The following is a 13,332-nucleotide window of genomic DNA, read 5'->3' on the forward strand; positions in this document are numbered from 1 at the left end:
CGTCAGTCGCGCGCTAAAAGGCGCGGGGCAAGCTCTTTGAGAGCGCGACGATAAACCTCGCGCTTGAATGTCACCACCTGGCCCAACGGGTACCAATAGCTGACCCAGCGCCAGCCATCGAACTCCGGTTTACCGGTCAAATCCATCCGCACCCGCTGCTCGTTGGAGATCAGGCGCAGGAGAAACCATTTCTGCTTCTGGCCGATGCACAGCGGTTGGCTGTGGGTACGCACCAGGCGTTGCGGCAAACGATAGCGCAACCAGCCACGGGTACAGGCCAGAATTTGTACATCTTCGCGCTCAAGGCCGACTTCTTCGTTCAACTCACGGTACAAGGCGTCTTCAGGGGTTTCGTCGGGGTTGATTCCACCTTGAGGAAACTGCCAGGCATCTTGGTTGATTCGGCGAGCCCATAGCACCTGTCCGGCATCATTCGTAAGAATAATCCCGACATTAGGACGGAAACCATCGGGGTCGATCACGGCAACAACCTCGCAAACGCATGTCGCCGCATTGTTCCACAAAGGTTGATGAAGCGGCAACGAGGCTTCTTACCTTATGTGCACTCTTGTGAAAAGACCGTATTCTGGACGCCTTTTTACAGACTTTTCAGCGAGTAACTGCAATGCGCCTGGCTTTATTCGACTTGGACAACACCCTTCTCGGCGGTGACAGCGACCACGCCTGGGGCGATTACCTCTGTGAACGCGGGATTCTCGACCCGGTTGCCTACAAGGCCCGCAACGACGAGTTCTATCAGGACTACCTGGCCGGCACGCTGGACAACGCCGCCTACCTGAACTTTTGCCTGGAAATCCTCGGCCGCACCGAGCGGGCCCAACTGGACGAGTGGCACAACGACTACATGCGCGACTGCATCGAGCCGATCATGCTGCCGCTGGCCTTGGAACTGCTGGCCAAGCACCGCGCCGCCGGTGACAAGCTGGTGATCATCACCGCCACCAACCGTTTTGTCACCGCGCCGATTGCGGCACGGCTGGGTGTGGAAACCCTGATCGCCACGGAGTGCGAGATGGAAAACGGCCGCTACACGGGGCGCAGCACCGATGTGCCGTGTTTCCGCGAAGGCAAGGTGACACGCCTGAACCGTTGGCTGGAAGAAACCGGCTACACCCTGGAAGACAGCTACTTCTACAGCGATTCGATGAACGACCTGCCGTTGCTGGAGCAGGTCACCCACCCGGTGGCGGTGGATCCGGACCCGAACCTGCGGGCCGAGGCCGAGAAGCGCGGCTGGCCAGTGATCACGCTGCGCAGCTGATGGCCCTAGCGCAGGCAAGCCAGCGCCCACCTTTGACGGTGTTCACCGTTCAAAATGTGGGCGCTCGCCTGCCTGCGATGAAGCCGACTCGGTCTTGAACCTTAAACCGGCTTGGCCCCCATCAACCCGGCAATCGCCACAAACCCGACGAGGCTGACCACCGCCAGCACCAGGGTAAAATTCAAGCTGCCGCCCTCGCCCTTGCGCAGGCGATTCAGCCGCGCCACCAGCCAGAACCACGCCAGCGCCGCCACGGTATAGAGGATGCTGGAACCCAGGATCCAGGTCTGCCCCAACGGCCAGCCAACCAGATGGACCAGCCACCAGCCGGTAAACGGCATGCTGACCACGCACAGTCCCATCAACAGCCATACAAACACCCACGGGCGTTGCACGGTCACCGCCGGGCCTGCACTGCGTTTGCGCCACGCCAGTAACGCCAGCGCCAGGCCGCTGAGCAGCAACAACACAGTGGCTGCGATGTGGATAACTTTCAGGGTTGCCAGGGTGGAGAGGGTTTCCATGTGTCGTCTTCCTTAAAGGCCGCCCCAATCAGCGTAGTCGCTCAACCGAGGAACAGTTTGTAGGCCGGGTTATCGCTTTCGTCCCAATACGGGTAGCCAATGGCCTCCAGGGCTGCCGGTACCAGGTGGCGCTCGTCCGCCGGCACTTGCAGGCCGGCGACCACACGGCCATCTGCGGCGCCGTGGTTGCGATAGTGGAACATCGAGATGTTCCAGCGCCCGCCCAATTTGTTAAGAAAGTTGAACAGCGCTCCCGGACGTTCCGGGAATTCGAAACGCAATACCACTTCATCGCTGACCTTGGCCGCATGCCCACCGACCATATGACGAATGTGCAACTTGGCCAGTTCGTTCTCGGTCAGGTCCAGCACCGGGAAGCCCTGGCTGGTGAGGCTGGCGATCAAGGCGCTGCGTGGATCGTTTTCCGGGTGGGTCTGCACGCCGACGAAGATGTGCGCCTCGCTGCCAGAGTGGTAGCGGTAGTTGAATTCGGTGATCTGGCGCTTGCCCACGGCCTCGCAGAACGCCTTGAAGCTGCCGGGCTTCTCGGGGATGGTCACGGCAATGATGGCTTCGCGGCCTTCACCCAGCTCGGCGCGCTCGGCGACATGGCGCAGGCGGTCGAAGTTGACGTTGGCACCGGAGTCGATGGCCACCAGGGTCTGCCCGGTCACGCCACGGGTCTCCACGTATTTCTTGATACCCGCCACGCCCAAGGCGCCCGCAGGCTCGGTGATGGAGCGGGTGTCGTCGTAGATGTCCTTGATCGCCGCACAGATTTCATCGGTGCTCACGGTGATCACTTCATCCACGTAGTCCTTGCAGATGTCGAAGGTGTGCTGGCCGATCTGCGCCACCGCCACGCCATCGGCAAACAGGCCTACGGTCGGCAACACCACGCGCTCGCCGGCGGCCATGGCGGCTTGCAGGCAGTTGGAGTCGTCCGGCTCGACGCCGATGACCTTGATCTCCGGGCGCAGGTATTTCACGTACGCCGCAATACCGGCGATCAGCCCGCCGCCGCCCACCGGCACGAAAATCGCGTCCAGCGGCCCCGGGTGCTGGCGCAGGATTTCCATCGCCACGGTGCCCTGCCCGGCAATGGTGTGTGGATCATCGTAGGGGTGGATGTAGACGTAGCCTTTTTCGTCGACCAGTTTCAGCGAGTAGGCGAGGGCTTCCGGGAAGGAATCGCCATGCAGCACCACTTTGCCGCCCCGGGAGCGCACGCCTTCGACCTTGATCTCGGGGGTGGTCTTGGGCATCACGATGGTGGCTTTGACCCCCAGCACCTTCGCCGCCAGGGCCAGGCCCTGGGCATGGTTGCCGGCCGACGCCGTGACGACGCCACGCGCACGCTCTTGCGCAGTCAATTGGGTCAGCTTGTTATAGGCGCCGCGAATCTTGAACGAGAACACCGGCTGCAAGTCTTCACGCTTGAGCCAGACCTTGCTGCCCAGACGCTCCGAGAGCTGGCGGGCGGTCTGCAACGGGGTTTCTACGGCAACGTCGTAAACGCGCGAGGTGAGGATCTTTTTGACGTACTGTTCAAGCATCGGCGGAAATCACTGGGCGAGTTGGGCAGGGCCAAGGAGTCTAACCCAGCGTTTGGGCGGGCGACCACACGAATCCCGAGGTTTTGTTGGGTTATACTCGCGCCCCTCTTTACTCCCCGCCCGTTCCGGAGCCCGCATGACCCAGGATCAACTCAAACAGGCAGTGGCCCAGGCCGCCGTCGATTTAATCCTTCCTAAACTCGACGACAAAAGCATCGTCGGTGTCGGCACCGGCTCCACCGCCAACTGCTTTATCGATGCGCTGGCCCAGCACAAGGGCGCATTCGACGGCGCCGTGGCCAGTTCCGAAGCGACTGCTGCACGGCTCAAGGGGCACGGCATTCCGGTGTACGAGCTCAACACCGTGAGCGACCTGGAGTTCTACGTCGACGGCGCCGATGAGAGCGACGAGCACCTGAACCTGATCAAGGGCGGCGGCGCCGCCCTGACCCGCGAGAAAATCGTCGCGGCCGTGGCCAAGACCTTTATCTGCATCGCCGACGCCAGCAAGTTGGTGCCGGTACTCGGGGCCTTCCCGCTGCCGGTAGAAGTCATTCCGATGGCCCGCAGCCACGTGGCCCGCGAGCTGGTGAAACTGGGCGGCGACCCGGTGTACCGCGAAGGTGTGTTGACCGACAACGGCAACATCATCCTCGACGTGTTCAACATGCAGATCACCAACCCGGTGGCGCTGGAGACTCAGATCAATGCGATCGTCGGCGTGGTCACCAACGGTTTGTTCGCTGCACGCCCGGCTGATGTCCTGCTGCTGGGCACCTCCGAAGGCGTGAAAACCCTCAAGGCTTGATGCACATGCCTGTGTTGCTTCAAGGCGTGGTTTTTTTGAACACGTAGAACAGGTTCGGCTCGCTGACGAGGTACAACGTGCCCTCGTCATCCATGGCGATCCCTTCGGCCTGCGGCACCCGCTTCGTCAGGCCATGGCGCCCGTTGAGCAGTGACAGACTGCTCAACGGGCGACCGTCGATATCCAGCTCCAGCACCAGGAACGACTCATCCGACAGCGCCAGCAAATGCCCGCTGCGCTCATCGTATTGCAGGCTCGACAGGTCACGCACAAACAAGCCGGCATCACGCTTGGGGTTGTTGACCACGTGCACCGAGTAGGTTTTTTCCGGTTTGAAATGCGGGAAGCCGTGGACCTCGTAGATCAGCATCGGGTCGCGCTCCTTGGCCACGAACAGGCGCTTGCCCACCGAGTCATAGGCCAACCCTTCAAACCCCTTGTTGCCACCGACGTGCAGGCCCAGGGTCATTTGCTCCGCATCGGCGGCGTCGAGGAATTGCGTGTCATCGTCCACATGCACCTTGATCAGCCGCTGCTGGCGCTCATCGCTGATGACATAAATGTTGTCGCTGATAAATTCCACCGCCTCGGCATCGCCAAAGCCCACCAAGGGGATACGCCGCAGGATCTTGCCCTGGAGGGACAGTTCGATCAGCTCGGCGTTTTTGTTGGTGACGGTAAACAGGCTTTTGCGCACGGGGTCGTAGGTCAGTGCCGACACATCGTCATCAAGCCCTTCGATGACCTGGGCCTCCAGGGTCACCCGGTAATCCGCCAGGCCGATGGAGCGCTGGTCCATCGGCTGGCGCCACGCCTGCCAGTTGAACCAGGCGCGCTCGAACAGGCGAAAATGCTGTGCAACGGCCCCGACGCTGACCAGGGCGATCAGCACAAGCATAAAGAAGAGCGGTTTGGGGCGGGCTAGTCGTTGCATCGGGCGGGCTCAAAGTCAAAAGTGGCGAATGAATATCACGCCTGTCTGAATTTAAACTTAAACATGCCCTGATGTCTGGCGAATGCCGCTCATGGAGAAATATCCGACGTAATTTGTCTGCTATTTCTGCTTTTCGAACCGATAGAACAGGTTGGGCTCACTGACCATGTACAACGTGCCGTCCTCGTCCATGGTCATTCCTTCGGCACGGGGAATCGTGTCTTTGAGGCCATTGAAGCCGCCAAGCAACGTCATGAAGCTGACTTGCTCGCCCTTCTCGTCCAACTCCAGCAACAGATGGGAGTCGGCCGACAACGCCAGCAGATGCCCAGTGCGCGGGTCGACGGCCAGTGCGGAGAGGTTGCGCATGTCCAGCTCGCTGCTGGCCAGCTTGACCTTATCGCCCACGAGGGTCGGGCCGCCGTCGCTTTTCCAGGTAAACAGCGCCGCTGGGCGCTCTTCGCCCAGGATCAACTGCTGATGACGCTTGTCCCAGGTGATGGCTTCAAAGGCTTTGTTCTGGTCTTTGGACGGGCCCAGGTCATAACTCGAGAAGTCAGCCTTGTTCAATGCCGTGGTAGTCGCGTCGATCTTGATGATCGTCAGGCTGTGCTGGCGCTCGTCGACCACGGCCATCAGGCCGTTTTCCATCACCGTCAGCCCTTCGGGGTTGTTCCAGCCATTGAGTGGCATCTTGCGCAGCACATCGCCTTGCAAGGTCAGCTCGACAAGGAACGGGTTCTTGCCCATGACGGAGAACAGCGTCTTGGTCTGGGGGTTGTACGCCAGGTCCGAGGCTTCGTCCTTTTCCATGCCCGGCAGCAACTTGGCGTCGATGACGGCGTGGTAGTCCGGTAGCCACACGCTTTCCTGGCGTTCGGCGGGCGTCTCAAAACGTTCCAGTACCCACAACATGCCGCGATCATCCCAGTGCATGGCCCAGGCAATGCCATACACAACGGCACCGGCGAGAAACAGCCAGGAATACCAGCGCAAGGCAAAACGGGAACGCAACTTGGGGGTGACGGTAGGCAGGGGCACGGCCATTGGGCACTTTATCCGGGAAATCAGCGTTGGGTGATAGCACAGGTTCCGCGGAACCGCGCGCTCGAGCCCGAAGGATTATCCGGATGGCGTGTGAAAAAAATGCAAAAGCACGGAATTTGCGGCTGCACGTACACCCCTGTGGGAGCCGGGCTTGCCCGCGATGCAGGCAACGCGGTGTGCTATTGACACCCCGCTGCTGCTATCGCAGGCAAGCCAGCCCCCACCTGTGAGCGGCGTGCTGCTTTTAGCGCACGCTGCTTTCGAAGCGGTTCACGCCCGACAGTTCCAGCACCAGCTCATCACCCACATTCAGCGGGCCCACGCCGGCTGGGGTGCCCGTGAGGATCACATCGCCGGCCTGCAGCGAGAAGCAGCCGGCCATGTACTGGATCATCGGGATGATCGGGTTGAGCATGATCGCGCTGTTGCCGTCCTGGCGGACTTCGCCATTGATGGTCAGGCGGATGCCGATGTCAGTGACGTCCGGGAAGGTGCTGCCCACCACAAACGGTGCAATCACCGCCGCGCCGTCGAACGACTTGGCGATTTCCCACGGCAGGCCCTTGGCTTTCAGCTCGGCCTGTTTGTCACGCAGGGTCAGGTCCAGGGCCGGGGCGAAGCCGGAGATGGCATCCAGCACTTCTTCACGGCTGGGCTTGGTCGACAGCGGTTTGCCGATCAACACCGCGATTTCCGCCTCGTAGTGCACCGAACCGCGTTCGGTTGGGATGCTGAAACCGCCTTCCAACGGCACCACGCAACTCCCCGGCTTGATGAACAGCAACGGTTCGTTCGGTACCGGGTTGTCCAGTTCCTTGGCATGTTCGGCGTAGTTACGCCCGATACACACCACTTTACCGACCGGAAAGTGGATGTTGGTGCCGTCGACATACTTGTGCTGGTAGCTCATGGAACGACTCCTTCAGGGGCGATTAAACAGCGAAGATCTTGCCTGGGTTCATGATCCCGTTCGGGTCGAACACCGCTTTAACTGCCTTCATGTATTCGATTTCAACCGGCGAGCGACTGTAGGTCAGGTAATCCCGCTTGGTCATGCCCACGCCGTGTTCAGCCGAGATCGAACCGTTGTACTTCTCGACGGTTTCGAAGACCCACTTGTTCACGGTGGCGCACTTGGCGAAGAACTCGTCCTTGCTCAGGTTTTCCGGCTTGAGGATATTCAGGTGCAGGTTGCCGTCGCCGATGTGGCCGAACCAGACAATTTCGAAATCCGGGTAATGTTCGCCGACGATGGCGTCGATTTCCTTCAAGAACGCCGGCACTTTGGAGACCGTGACCGAAATATCATTCTTGTACGGCGTCCAGTGGGAAATGGTTTCGGAGATGTACTCGCGCAGTTTCCACAGGTTGTGCAGCTGGGTTTCGCTCTGGCTCATCACGCCATCCAGCACCCAGCCCTGCTCGACGCAGTGTTCGAAGGTTTCCAGCGCGTGGTTGGCAACCTCTTCGGTGGTGGCTTCGAATTCCAGCAGCGCGTAGAACGGGCATTCGGTTTCGAACGGCGCCGGCACGTCGCCACGGCCCATGACCTTGGCCAGGGCCTTGTCGGAGAAGAATTCGAAGGCGGTCAGGTCCAGCTTGCTCTGGAACGCATGCAATACCGGCATGATCGAATCAAAGTCGGTAGTGCCCAGCACCATGGCAGTGAGGTTTTTCGGCGCACGGTCCAGGCGCATGGTGGCTTCGACCACAAAGCCCAGGGTGCCTTCGGCGCCGATGAACAGCTGGCGCATGTCGTAGCCGGTAGCGTTCTTGATCAGGTCGCGGTTCAGCTCCAGCACGTCGCCCTTGCCGGTGACGACCTTCATGCCCGCCACCCAGTTGCGGGTCATGCCGTAGCGAATGACCTTGATCCCGCCGGCATTGGTACCGATATTGCCGCCGATCTGGCTGGAACCCGACGAAGCGAAGTCCACCGGGTAGTACAGGCCTTTTTCTTCGGCGACGTTCTGCAATTGCTTGGTGACCACACCCGGCTGGCACACGGCGGTGCGGTCGGTGAGGTTCACGTCGAGGATCTGGTTCATGTAGTCGAACGACACCACCACTTCGCCATTGGCCGCCACCGCGGCTGCCGACAGGCCGGTACGCCCACCGGAGGGCACCAGTGCCACTTTGCGGGCATTGGCCCAGCGCACAATGGCCTGGACCTGCTCAGTGGTCTTGGGGAAGACGATGGCGGTCGGCGCGGGCGCGAAGTGCTTGGTCCAATCCTTGCCGTAAGCCTCCAGTGAGTCCGCATCGGTCAGCACTTTGCCGGGCTCAACCAGGGTCTTTAGCTCATCAATCAGGGCAGGATGGGTCATCGACAGAACTCTCGAACAATTCATGGTCATCCTGAGAACGCTTCACGTCGCAGGAATGAGTGTTAGCGGGGCGCGTATGCTAGCATACCGCCCCCGCAGGACAGAGCCCAAAGGCGTTTCTGCGGTGACGGCTTTCCTGCCGTCCGGGTCAGCTCTGTGCCCTGATTTACCCCTACGTTTGTGTTTGACGAGTGGCTGTTGTCGTCAGGCAAGGCGCCGCGACGACTCATAGCTGGCGCAGCATGACGGCAACAGACGCCGTCAAACGGGAACGGTATGGGTGAATCAGGGCACATCCGGCTATTCGATTCCCTGCCATTTTTCTCCGGGATACAGGTTTACGCAGATGAGCAAGACTTCTCTCGATAAGAGCAAGATCAAGTTCCTTCTTCTGGAAGGCGTCCACCCATCGGCTGTCGACGTTCTGAAAGCCGCCGGGTACACCAGCATTGAGTACATCACCAGTTCTCTGCCGGAAGCCCAGCTAAAGGAAAAGATCGCCGACGCGCACTTTATCGGCATTCGCTCCCGCACTCAGCTGACCGAAGAGATCTTCGATCACGCCAAGAAACTCGTGGCGGTCGGCTGTTTCTGCATCGGCACCAACCAGGTCGACCTCAACGCAGCGCGCGAGCGCGGCATCGCGGTATTCAACGCACCGTACTCCAACACCCGCTCCGTTGCAGAACTGGTGCTGGCCGAGGCGATCCTGTTGTTGCGCGGCATTCCTGAGAAGAACGCTTCCTGCCACCGTGGCGGCTGGATCAAAAGCGCGGCCAACTCCTTCGAAATCCGCGGCAAGAAGCTGGGTATCGTCGGTTACGGCTCGATCGGCACTCAACTGTCGGTCCTGGCTGAAGGCCTTGGCATGCAGGTGTTCTTCTACGACACCCTGACCAAGCTGCCATTGGGCAACGCTACGCAAGTGGCCAGCCTGACCGAGCTGCTGGGCATGTCCGACATCGTGACCCTGCACGTTCCGGAAACCGCCGAGACCCAGTGGATGATCGGCGAGAAGGAAATCCGCGCCATCAAGAAAGGCGGCATCCTGATCAATGCCGCACGCGGCACCGTGGTCGAGCTGGATGCACTGGCCGACGCGATCAAGGACAAGCACCTGATCGGCGCCGCCATCGACGTGTTCCCGGTAGAGCCTCGCTCCAACGACGACATCTTCGAAAGCCCGCTGCGTGGCCTGGACAACGTGATCTTGACCCCCCACATCGGCGGTTCCACCGCTGAGGCACAGGCCAACATTGGCCTGGAAGTGTCGGAGAAGCTGGTCAAGTACAGCGACAACGGTACATCGGTGTCGTCCGTGAACTTCCCGGAAGTGGCCCTGCCGGCTCACCCTGGCAAGCACCGCCTGCTGCACATCCACCAGAACATCCCTGGCGTGATGATGGAAATCAACAAGGTCTTCGCGGAAAACGGCATCAACATCTCCGGTCAGTTCCTGCAGACCAACGAGAAGGTCGGCTACGTGGTCATCGACGTCGACGCCGAGTACTCGGACCTGGCGCAAGAGAAGCTGCAGCACATCAACGGCACCATCCGTAGCCGCGTGTTGTTCTAAGGTTTCGACGCGGCACAAAAAAGGGAGCCCTTCAGGGCTCCCTTTTTTTCATCTGAACAAATCTTACTTAACGTTAACCGTGATCACTTTCGAGGCTACAGTCGGGTTGAACTGCATGTGCAGTTTGTCACCGGCAACCAGCTGCAAGGTGTGCTTGCCTGGGGTGAGGGTCAGTTCGGTTTCGGTCTGGGCCTTGCCGTAGTGAATCACGGTGTCGGTGGCCGGGATAGGCACGCTGGCGTCAGGCAGGGCTTTCTGGTCGATCAGCAGATGGTGGTGACCCGTGCCTGGATCCTGGCTGGTGGCCGGAGCCAATTTCAAGCCTTCCATGCCGAACTTCACGGTGAAGGTTTTATCCACCGTGGCGCCGTCCTTCGGCGAGACGATAAATACTTTGGCATCTGCAGGTGGAGCGCTGCGCGGGATACCGTCCGCGGCGGTAGCCAACATGGAAGCACCCAGCATCAGGGAGGCCAGGGTGACACGGGACAAAAAGGCGTTCATTCACTTCTCCAGTTTTTCTATGAAATCTGTAGGGTTATGACAACTTCGCGACAAATTGCTGTCCAAGGCACTCAACACCATAGCAAAGCGATGCTGAACGGCGCCTCGCACATTCGAATTCTTTAGGAGTGACCATGCGCTTTTCGCCTGGCCTGTTACTGTTGCTTCCCCTTCTGAGCCCCCTGGCTCATGCCGAACTGATCGATGATGTCTTCGACCGTGGCGAACTGCGCATCGCCCTTGAAGCCAACACCCCGCCGTTCAACTTCAAGGAAGGTGACAAACTCACCGGCTTCGAAGTTGACCTCGGCGAGCAACTGGCCAAGGAGATGGATGTGCGACCTTCATTCATCACCACCGATGACACCGACCTGCTGCAAGGCGTGGAAACCGGCAAGTACGACGTGGCCATCAACCATATCGCTATGACTGCCGAGCTGCAGGATCGGTTCGATTTGAGTGAGGCTTACAACGAGAAGCCGGAACTGGTGATCCCGTTCCAAAAGGGCAATCCGGCGTTCAAGGCGAGTTTGGACAAGGCATTGCAGCGCGTGAAGGCTGATGGGCGGTTGAAGGCGTTGGCGCAGAAGTGGCTTGAGACCGAGCCCCCGGTTCCCAAGGCACAGTGATTTTTCGGATTTGACTCAGTCAATGTGGGAGCTGGCTTGCCTGCGATAGCGGTGGACCAGTAACAGAGATGCTAGCTGACACGCTGCCATCGTAGGCAAGCCAGCCTCCCACATTTTGACCTATACAGGTTTCGATAGCTGCGCCAGCGCTACTAACGCCTCAGGCAACTCCAACTCACTGAACACCAGCACCCCATGCTGCTTGAGCAGCGCCGCCGTCACGCCCTCGCCGCGGACCTTCACGCCCGTGAAGGTGCCGTCATAGGTCAGCAGGTTGCCACACGACGGGCTATTGGCCTTGAGCACAGCGATGCGGATGTTGTGACGCTGCACCAGCGCCAAGGCCTGGCGCGCACCGTCGAGGAAGGCGGCGCTGAAGTCCTCGCCCTCGGCGGTCAGCACCTGGGCACGGCCTTCCCACACCGCCATACCCTGCCCGCCCGGAATTTCCGCCGCCGGGCGTGGCGTCGGCAAGCCACCCGATACTTCCGGGCAGATCGCAACCACCCGCCCTTCGGCCTGCCACGCGGCCAATTGGTCGAACGGCCCGCTGGCCCCGCCGTCGTAGCGCACTTTGTGGCCAAGCAGGCAGCGGCTGATCAGAATCTTTTGCATAATTAAAACGGCTCGTTGCCCCGCCGGCGAAACCAGCCAGTCAGGGACAGGCGTTCGCGCGTAGCGGGCAGGACTTCGTGGGGCACTTCGCCCGACAGGAACACCACCAGGCAACCGCCGGTGGGCACCACATCGTATTCGACGCCGTCCTTGAGGTACATGCGCAACTGGCCGCCATGCTCGGGCAGCCAGGCGTCGTTCAAGTAAATCACCGCCGAGACCATGCGTCGGTCATCGTCGCGAAAACGGTCCAGGTGCTTGAGGTAAAACGCCCCTGGCGGGTACATCGCGAAGTGGCTTTCGAAATCTTCCAGGCCCAGGAAGAGGCTGCGGTTCATGGCCAGGCGCAGGCTGTCCATCAAAGCCATATAGGTGTCGCAGACCGCTGCATCGCCCTCTTCCAGCCACTGGATGTGGTCGCCGCGAATGCCTTCACGAATCTCCTGGGCCGGGCCGCGTCCCACCGCTGCCGGGGCCAGCTCACCCTCGGCTGCACGTTTATGGCACTCAGCCGCCAGTTCCAGGGTCAGAGCCTGGGGCAGGAAGCCGTCCTGCCGGGACCAGCCCTTTTCGGCCAGGTCGTCGACAATACGTTGCAGCAAGGGGTGATCGAGGGGTATTTGCATGGCGCGCATAGTATCCATACGCCTGTGAATCCGACAGAGCCGCCGAGCGTCTGAATACACTTTAGTCAGGTGACTGATAGGACTTCTCGACAAATCCTACGCCCGACACGGACAATAGTGGCCGACTGACAGGAGTCCATATGCGTCGTTTGTTTTTTTCCTTGCTGATGTTCTGCGTTTTGCCCGCCTGGGCAGACGGCCATGACCAGTTGTACAAGGTCGCCGGCTGGGCCGAACAACGTGCGCATTTCAATGACGCCCTCAGTGCCGCCCAGCAACGCTACCGCAATAGCCTGCCGCCAGCAGTGTTCCAGGCGCTGGTAGACAACAGCAACAAACGCTTTGCCGCCCAGGCCGTGGACCTACGCGCCGAGGCGCAATTGCGCAAGAACCTGGCGGACCCGAAGCCTGCCCTGGCATTTTTCCAATCGCCCCTGGGCCGCAAGATTGTGGCCGCCGAGTTGCTGGCCACCCGCCGCGACCAACTGGCGAAGAACGCTCAGGGCCTGCCGAAAATCGAGGCCGACGCCACCCGCAGCCTGATCATCGGCCACCTGGCGCAGGCGCTGCCCGCTCGTGAAGCCGGTGCGGAAGTCAGCCTGGCGATTGCCGGCGTGGCGGCTGACAGCCTGAGCCAGATGATCCCCGGCCTGTTGGGCGGCGGTCAGGCCCAGGGCATGCTGAATGGCCAGCGCGAGCGGCTGATGCAGCAGATCGATAAGGACCTGAATAACACGCTGCTGTATGTCTATCGGGATCTGTCCGACCCGGAGCTGGAAGAATTCGCTACGTTTGCTGAGTCGCCGGAAGGCAAGGCGTATTACCAGGCAGCGCTGGCGGCAATCCGCGCCGGCCTGGCGGTCGGCCAAAGCACCTCAAGCCTGGCGCAGTAGAAAATGTGGGC

General features: G+C 60.5%; 15 protein-coding genes. 5 read left to right on the top strand and 10 right to left on the bottom strand.

What is annotated here, in order from left to right; translation table 11 throughout:
• Positions 1 to 2: 2 nt before the first annotated feature.
• Positions 3 to 482 (bottom strand): RNA pyrophosphohydrolase, encoded by a 480-nt coding sequence (locus tag ATH90_RS27175; RefSeq protein ID WP_003176750.1) that lies wholly within the window; start codon positions 480 to 482, stop codon positions 3 to 5.
• A 143-nt stretch (positions 483 to 625) separates the two neighbouring features.
• Between ATH90_RS27175 and ATH90_RS27180 the strand changes: the two genes are divergently transcribed.
• On the top strand, positions 626 to 1,282 hold the full coding sequence (locus ATH90_RS27180; RefSeq protein WP_069078501.1) for a histidinol-phosphatase: 657 nt from the start codon (positions 626 to 628) through the stop codon (positions 1,280 to 1,282).
• A gap of 101 nt (positions 1,283 to 1,383) precedes the next feature.
• Here the strand turns inward: ATH90_RS27180 and ATH90_RS27185 are convergent, their stop codons facing one another.
• Positions 1,384 to 1,806 (bottom strand): DUF2269 family protein, encoded by a 423-nt coding sequence (locus tag ATH90_RS27185; protein ID WP_034110039.1) that lies wholly within the window; start codon positions 1,804 to 1,806, stop codon positions 1,384 to 1,386.
• A gap of 41 nt (positions 1,807 to 1,847) precedes the next feature.
• Positions 1,848 to 3,362, bottom strand: coding sequence for a threonine ammonia-lyase, biosynthetic (ilvA, locus tag ATH90_RS27190; protein ID WP_098467530.1), 1,515 nt, complete (start codon positions 3,360 to 3,362; stop codon positions 1,848 to 1,850).
• 136 nt (positions 3,363 to 3,498) lie between these two features.
• On the opposite strand from ilvA, the gene rpiA reads away from it, so the two are divergent.
• Complete coding sequence (gene rpiA, locus ATH90_RS27195) at positions 3,499 to 4,170, top strand: ribose-5-phosphate isomerase RpiA (RefSeq protein WP_034110042.1); 672 nt, start codon at positions 3,499 to 3,501, stop codon at positions 4,168 to 4,170.
• Between the two features lie 19 nt (positions 4,171 to 4,189).
• On the opposite strand, the gene ATH90_RS27200 is transcribed toward rpiA, so the two are convergent.
• The 4 genes from ATH90_RS27200 to ATH90_RS27215 form a co-directional block, all read right to left on the bottom strand.
• Positions 4,190 to 5,104 (bottom strand): SdiA-regulated domain-containing protein, encoded by a 915-nt coding sequence (locus tag ATH90_RS27200; protein ID WP_069078502.1) that lies wholly within the window; start codon positions 5,102 to 5,104, stop codon positions 4,190 to 4,192.
• 120 nt (positions 5,105 to 5,224) lie between these two features.
• Positions 5,225 to 6,151: an SdiA-regulated domain-containing protein gene (locus ATH90_RS27205; protein WP_098467531.1), complete on the bottom strand. Its 927-nt coding sequence runs from the start codon at positions 6,149 to 6,151 to the stop codon at positions 5,225 to 5,227.
• Positions 6,152 to 6,395: 244 nt separating this feature from the next.
• Positions 6,396 to 7,061: a fumarylacetoacetate hydrolase family protein gene (locus tag ATH90_RS27210; protein ID WP_098467532.1), complete on the bottom strand. Its 666-nt coding sequence runs from the start codon at positions 7,059 to 7,061 to the stop codon at positions 6,396 to 6,398.
• Between the two features lie 22 nt (positions 7,062 to 7,083).
• Positions 7,084 to 8,478 (bottom strand): FAD-binding oxidoreductase, encoded by a 1,395-nt coding sequence (locus ATH90_RS27215; RefSeq protein ID WP_034110050.1) that lies wholly within the window; start codon positions 8,476 to 8,478, stop codon positions 7,084 to 7,086.
• Positions 8,479 to 8,824: 346 nt separating this feature from the next.
• Between ATH90_RS27215 and serA the strand changes: the two genes are divergently transcribed.
• Positions 8,825 to 10,054 (top strand): phosphoglycerate dehydrogenase, encoded by a 1,230-nt coding sequence (serA, locus tag ATH90_RS27220; protein ID WP_003195214.1) that lies wholly within the window; start codon positions 8,825 to 8,827, stop codon positions 10,052 to 10,054.
• Between the two features lie 63 nt (positions 10,055 to 10,117).
• On the opposite strand, the gene ATH90_RS27225 is transcribed toward serA, so the two are convergent.
• On the bottom strand, positions 10,118 to 10,558 hold the full coding sequence (locus ATH90_RS27225) for a DUF4399 domain-containing protein (RefSeq protein ID WP_034110052.1): 441 nt from the start codon (positions 10,556 to 10,558) through the stop codon (positions 10,118 to 10,120).
• 134 nt (positions 10,559 to 10,692) lie between these two features.
• Here ATH90_RS27225 and ATH90_RS27230 point away from each other — a divergent pair, with 134 nt between their 5' ends.
• A complete protein-coding gene (locus ATH90_RS27230) occupies positions 10,693 to 11,187 on the top strand; it encodes a transporter substrate-binding domain-containing protein (RefSeq protein ID WP_034110055.1) in 495 nt (164 codons plus the stop codon).
• Between the two features lie 120 nt (positions 11,188 to 11,307).
• On the opposite strand, the gene ATH90_RS27235 is transcribed toward ATH90_RS27230, so the two are convergent.
• Entirely contained in the window at positions 11,308 to 11,802 is a 495-nt protein-coding gene (locus ATH90_RS27235) for a 2-thiouracil desulfurase family protein (protein ID WP_069078504.1), read from the bottom strand.
• A gap of 2 nt (positions 11,803 to 11,804) precedes the next feature.
• On the bottom strand, positions 11,805 to 12,437 hold the full coding sequence (locus ATH90_RS27240; RefSeq protein WP_069078505.1) for a 2OG-Fe(II) oxygenase: 633 nt from the start codon (positions 12,435 to 12,437) through the stop codon (positions 11,805 to 11,807).
• Positions 12,438 to 12,568: 131 nt separating this feature from the next.
• Here ATH90_RS27240 and ATH90_RS27245 point away from each other — a divergent pair, with 131 nt between their 5' ends.
• Complete coding sequence (locus tag ATH90_RS27245; RefSeq protein WP_098467533.1) at positions 12,569 to 13,321, top strand: DUF2059 domain-containing protein; 753 nt, start codon at positions 12,569 to 12,571, stop codon at positions 13,319 to 13,321.
• Positions 13,322 to 13,332 lie beyond the last annotated feature (11 nt).

It is taken from the genome of Pseudomonas lurida (assembly GCF_002563895.1).
Classification (GTDB): Bacteria; Pseudomonadota; Gammaproteobacteria; order Pseudomonadales; family Pseudomonadaceae; genus Aquipseudomonas; species Aquipseudomonas lurida.

Coding starts and splice junctions, on each gene's coding strand:
- ATH90_RS27180 (WP_069078501.1), top strand. CDS start 626: ATGCGCCTGGCTTTATTCGACTTGGACAACACCCTTCTCGGCGGTGAC.
- ATH90_RS27185 (WP_034110039.1), bottom strand. CDS start 1,806: ATGGAAACCCTCTCCACCCTGGCAACCCTGAAAGTTATCCACATCGCA.
- ATH90_RS27200 (WP_069078502.1), bottom strand. CDS start 5,104: ATGCAACGACTAGCCCGCCCCAAACCGCTCTTCTTTATGCTTGTGCTG.
- ATH90_RS27215 (WP_034110050.1), bottom strand. CDS start 8,478: ATGACCCATCCTGCCCTGATTGATGAGCTAAAGACCCTGGTTGAGCCC.
- ilvA (WP_098467530.1), bottom strand. CDS start 3,362: ATGCTTGAACAGTACGTCAAAAAGATCCTCACCTCGCGCGTTTACGAC.
- ATH90_RS27210 (WP_098467532.1), bottom strand. CDS start 7,061: ATGAGCTACCAGCACAAGTATGTCGACGGCACCAACATCCACTTTCCG.
- ATH90_RS27230 (WP_034110055.1), top strand. CDS start 10,693: ATGCGCTTTTCGCCTGGCCTGTTACTGTTGCTTCCCCTTCTGAGCCCC.
- ATH90_RS27245 (WP_098467533.1), top strand. CDS start 12,569: ATGCGTCGTTTGTTTTTTTCCTTGCTGATGTTCTGCGTTTTGCCCGCC.
- ATH90_RS27225 (WP_034110052.1), bottom strand. CDS start 10,558: ATGAACGCCTTTTTGTCCCGTGTCACCCTGGCCTCCCTGATGCTGGGT.
- rpiA (WP_034110042.1), top strand. CDS start 3,499: ATGACCCAGGATCAACTCAAACAGGCAGTGGCCCAGGCCGCCGTCGAT.
- serA (WP_003195214.1), top strand. CDS start 8,825: ATGAGCAAGACTTCTCTCGATAAGAGCAAGATCAAGTTCCTTCTTCTG.
- ATH90_RS27235 (WP_069078504.1), bottom strand. CDS start 11,802: ATGCAAAAGATTCTGATCAGCCGCTGCCTGCTTGGCCACAAAGTGCGC.
- ATH90_RS27240 (WP_069078505.1), bottom strand. CDS start 12,437: ATGCGCGCCATGCAAATACCCCTCGATCACCCCTTGCTGCAACGTATT.
- ATH90_RS27205 (WP_098467531.1), bottom strand. CDS start 6,151: ATGGCCGTGCCCCTGCCTACCGTCACCCCCAAGTTGCGTTCCCGTTTT.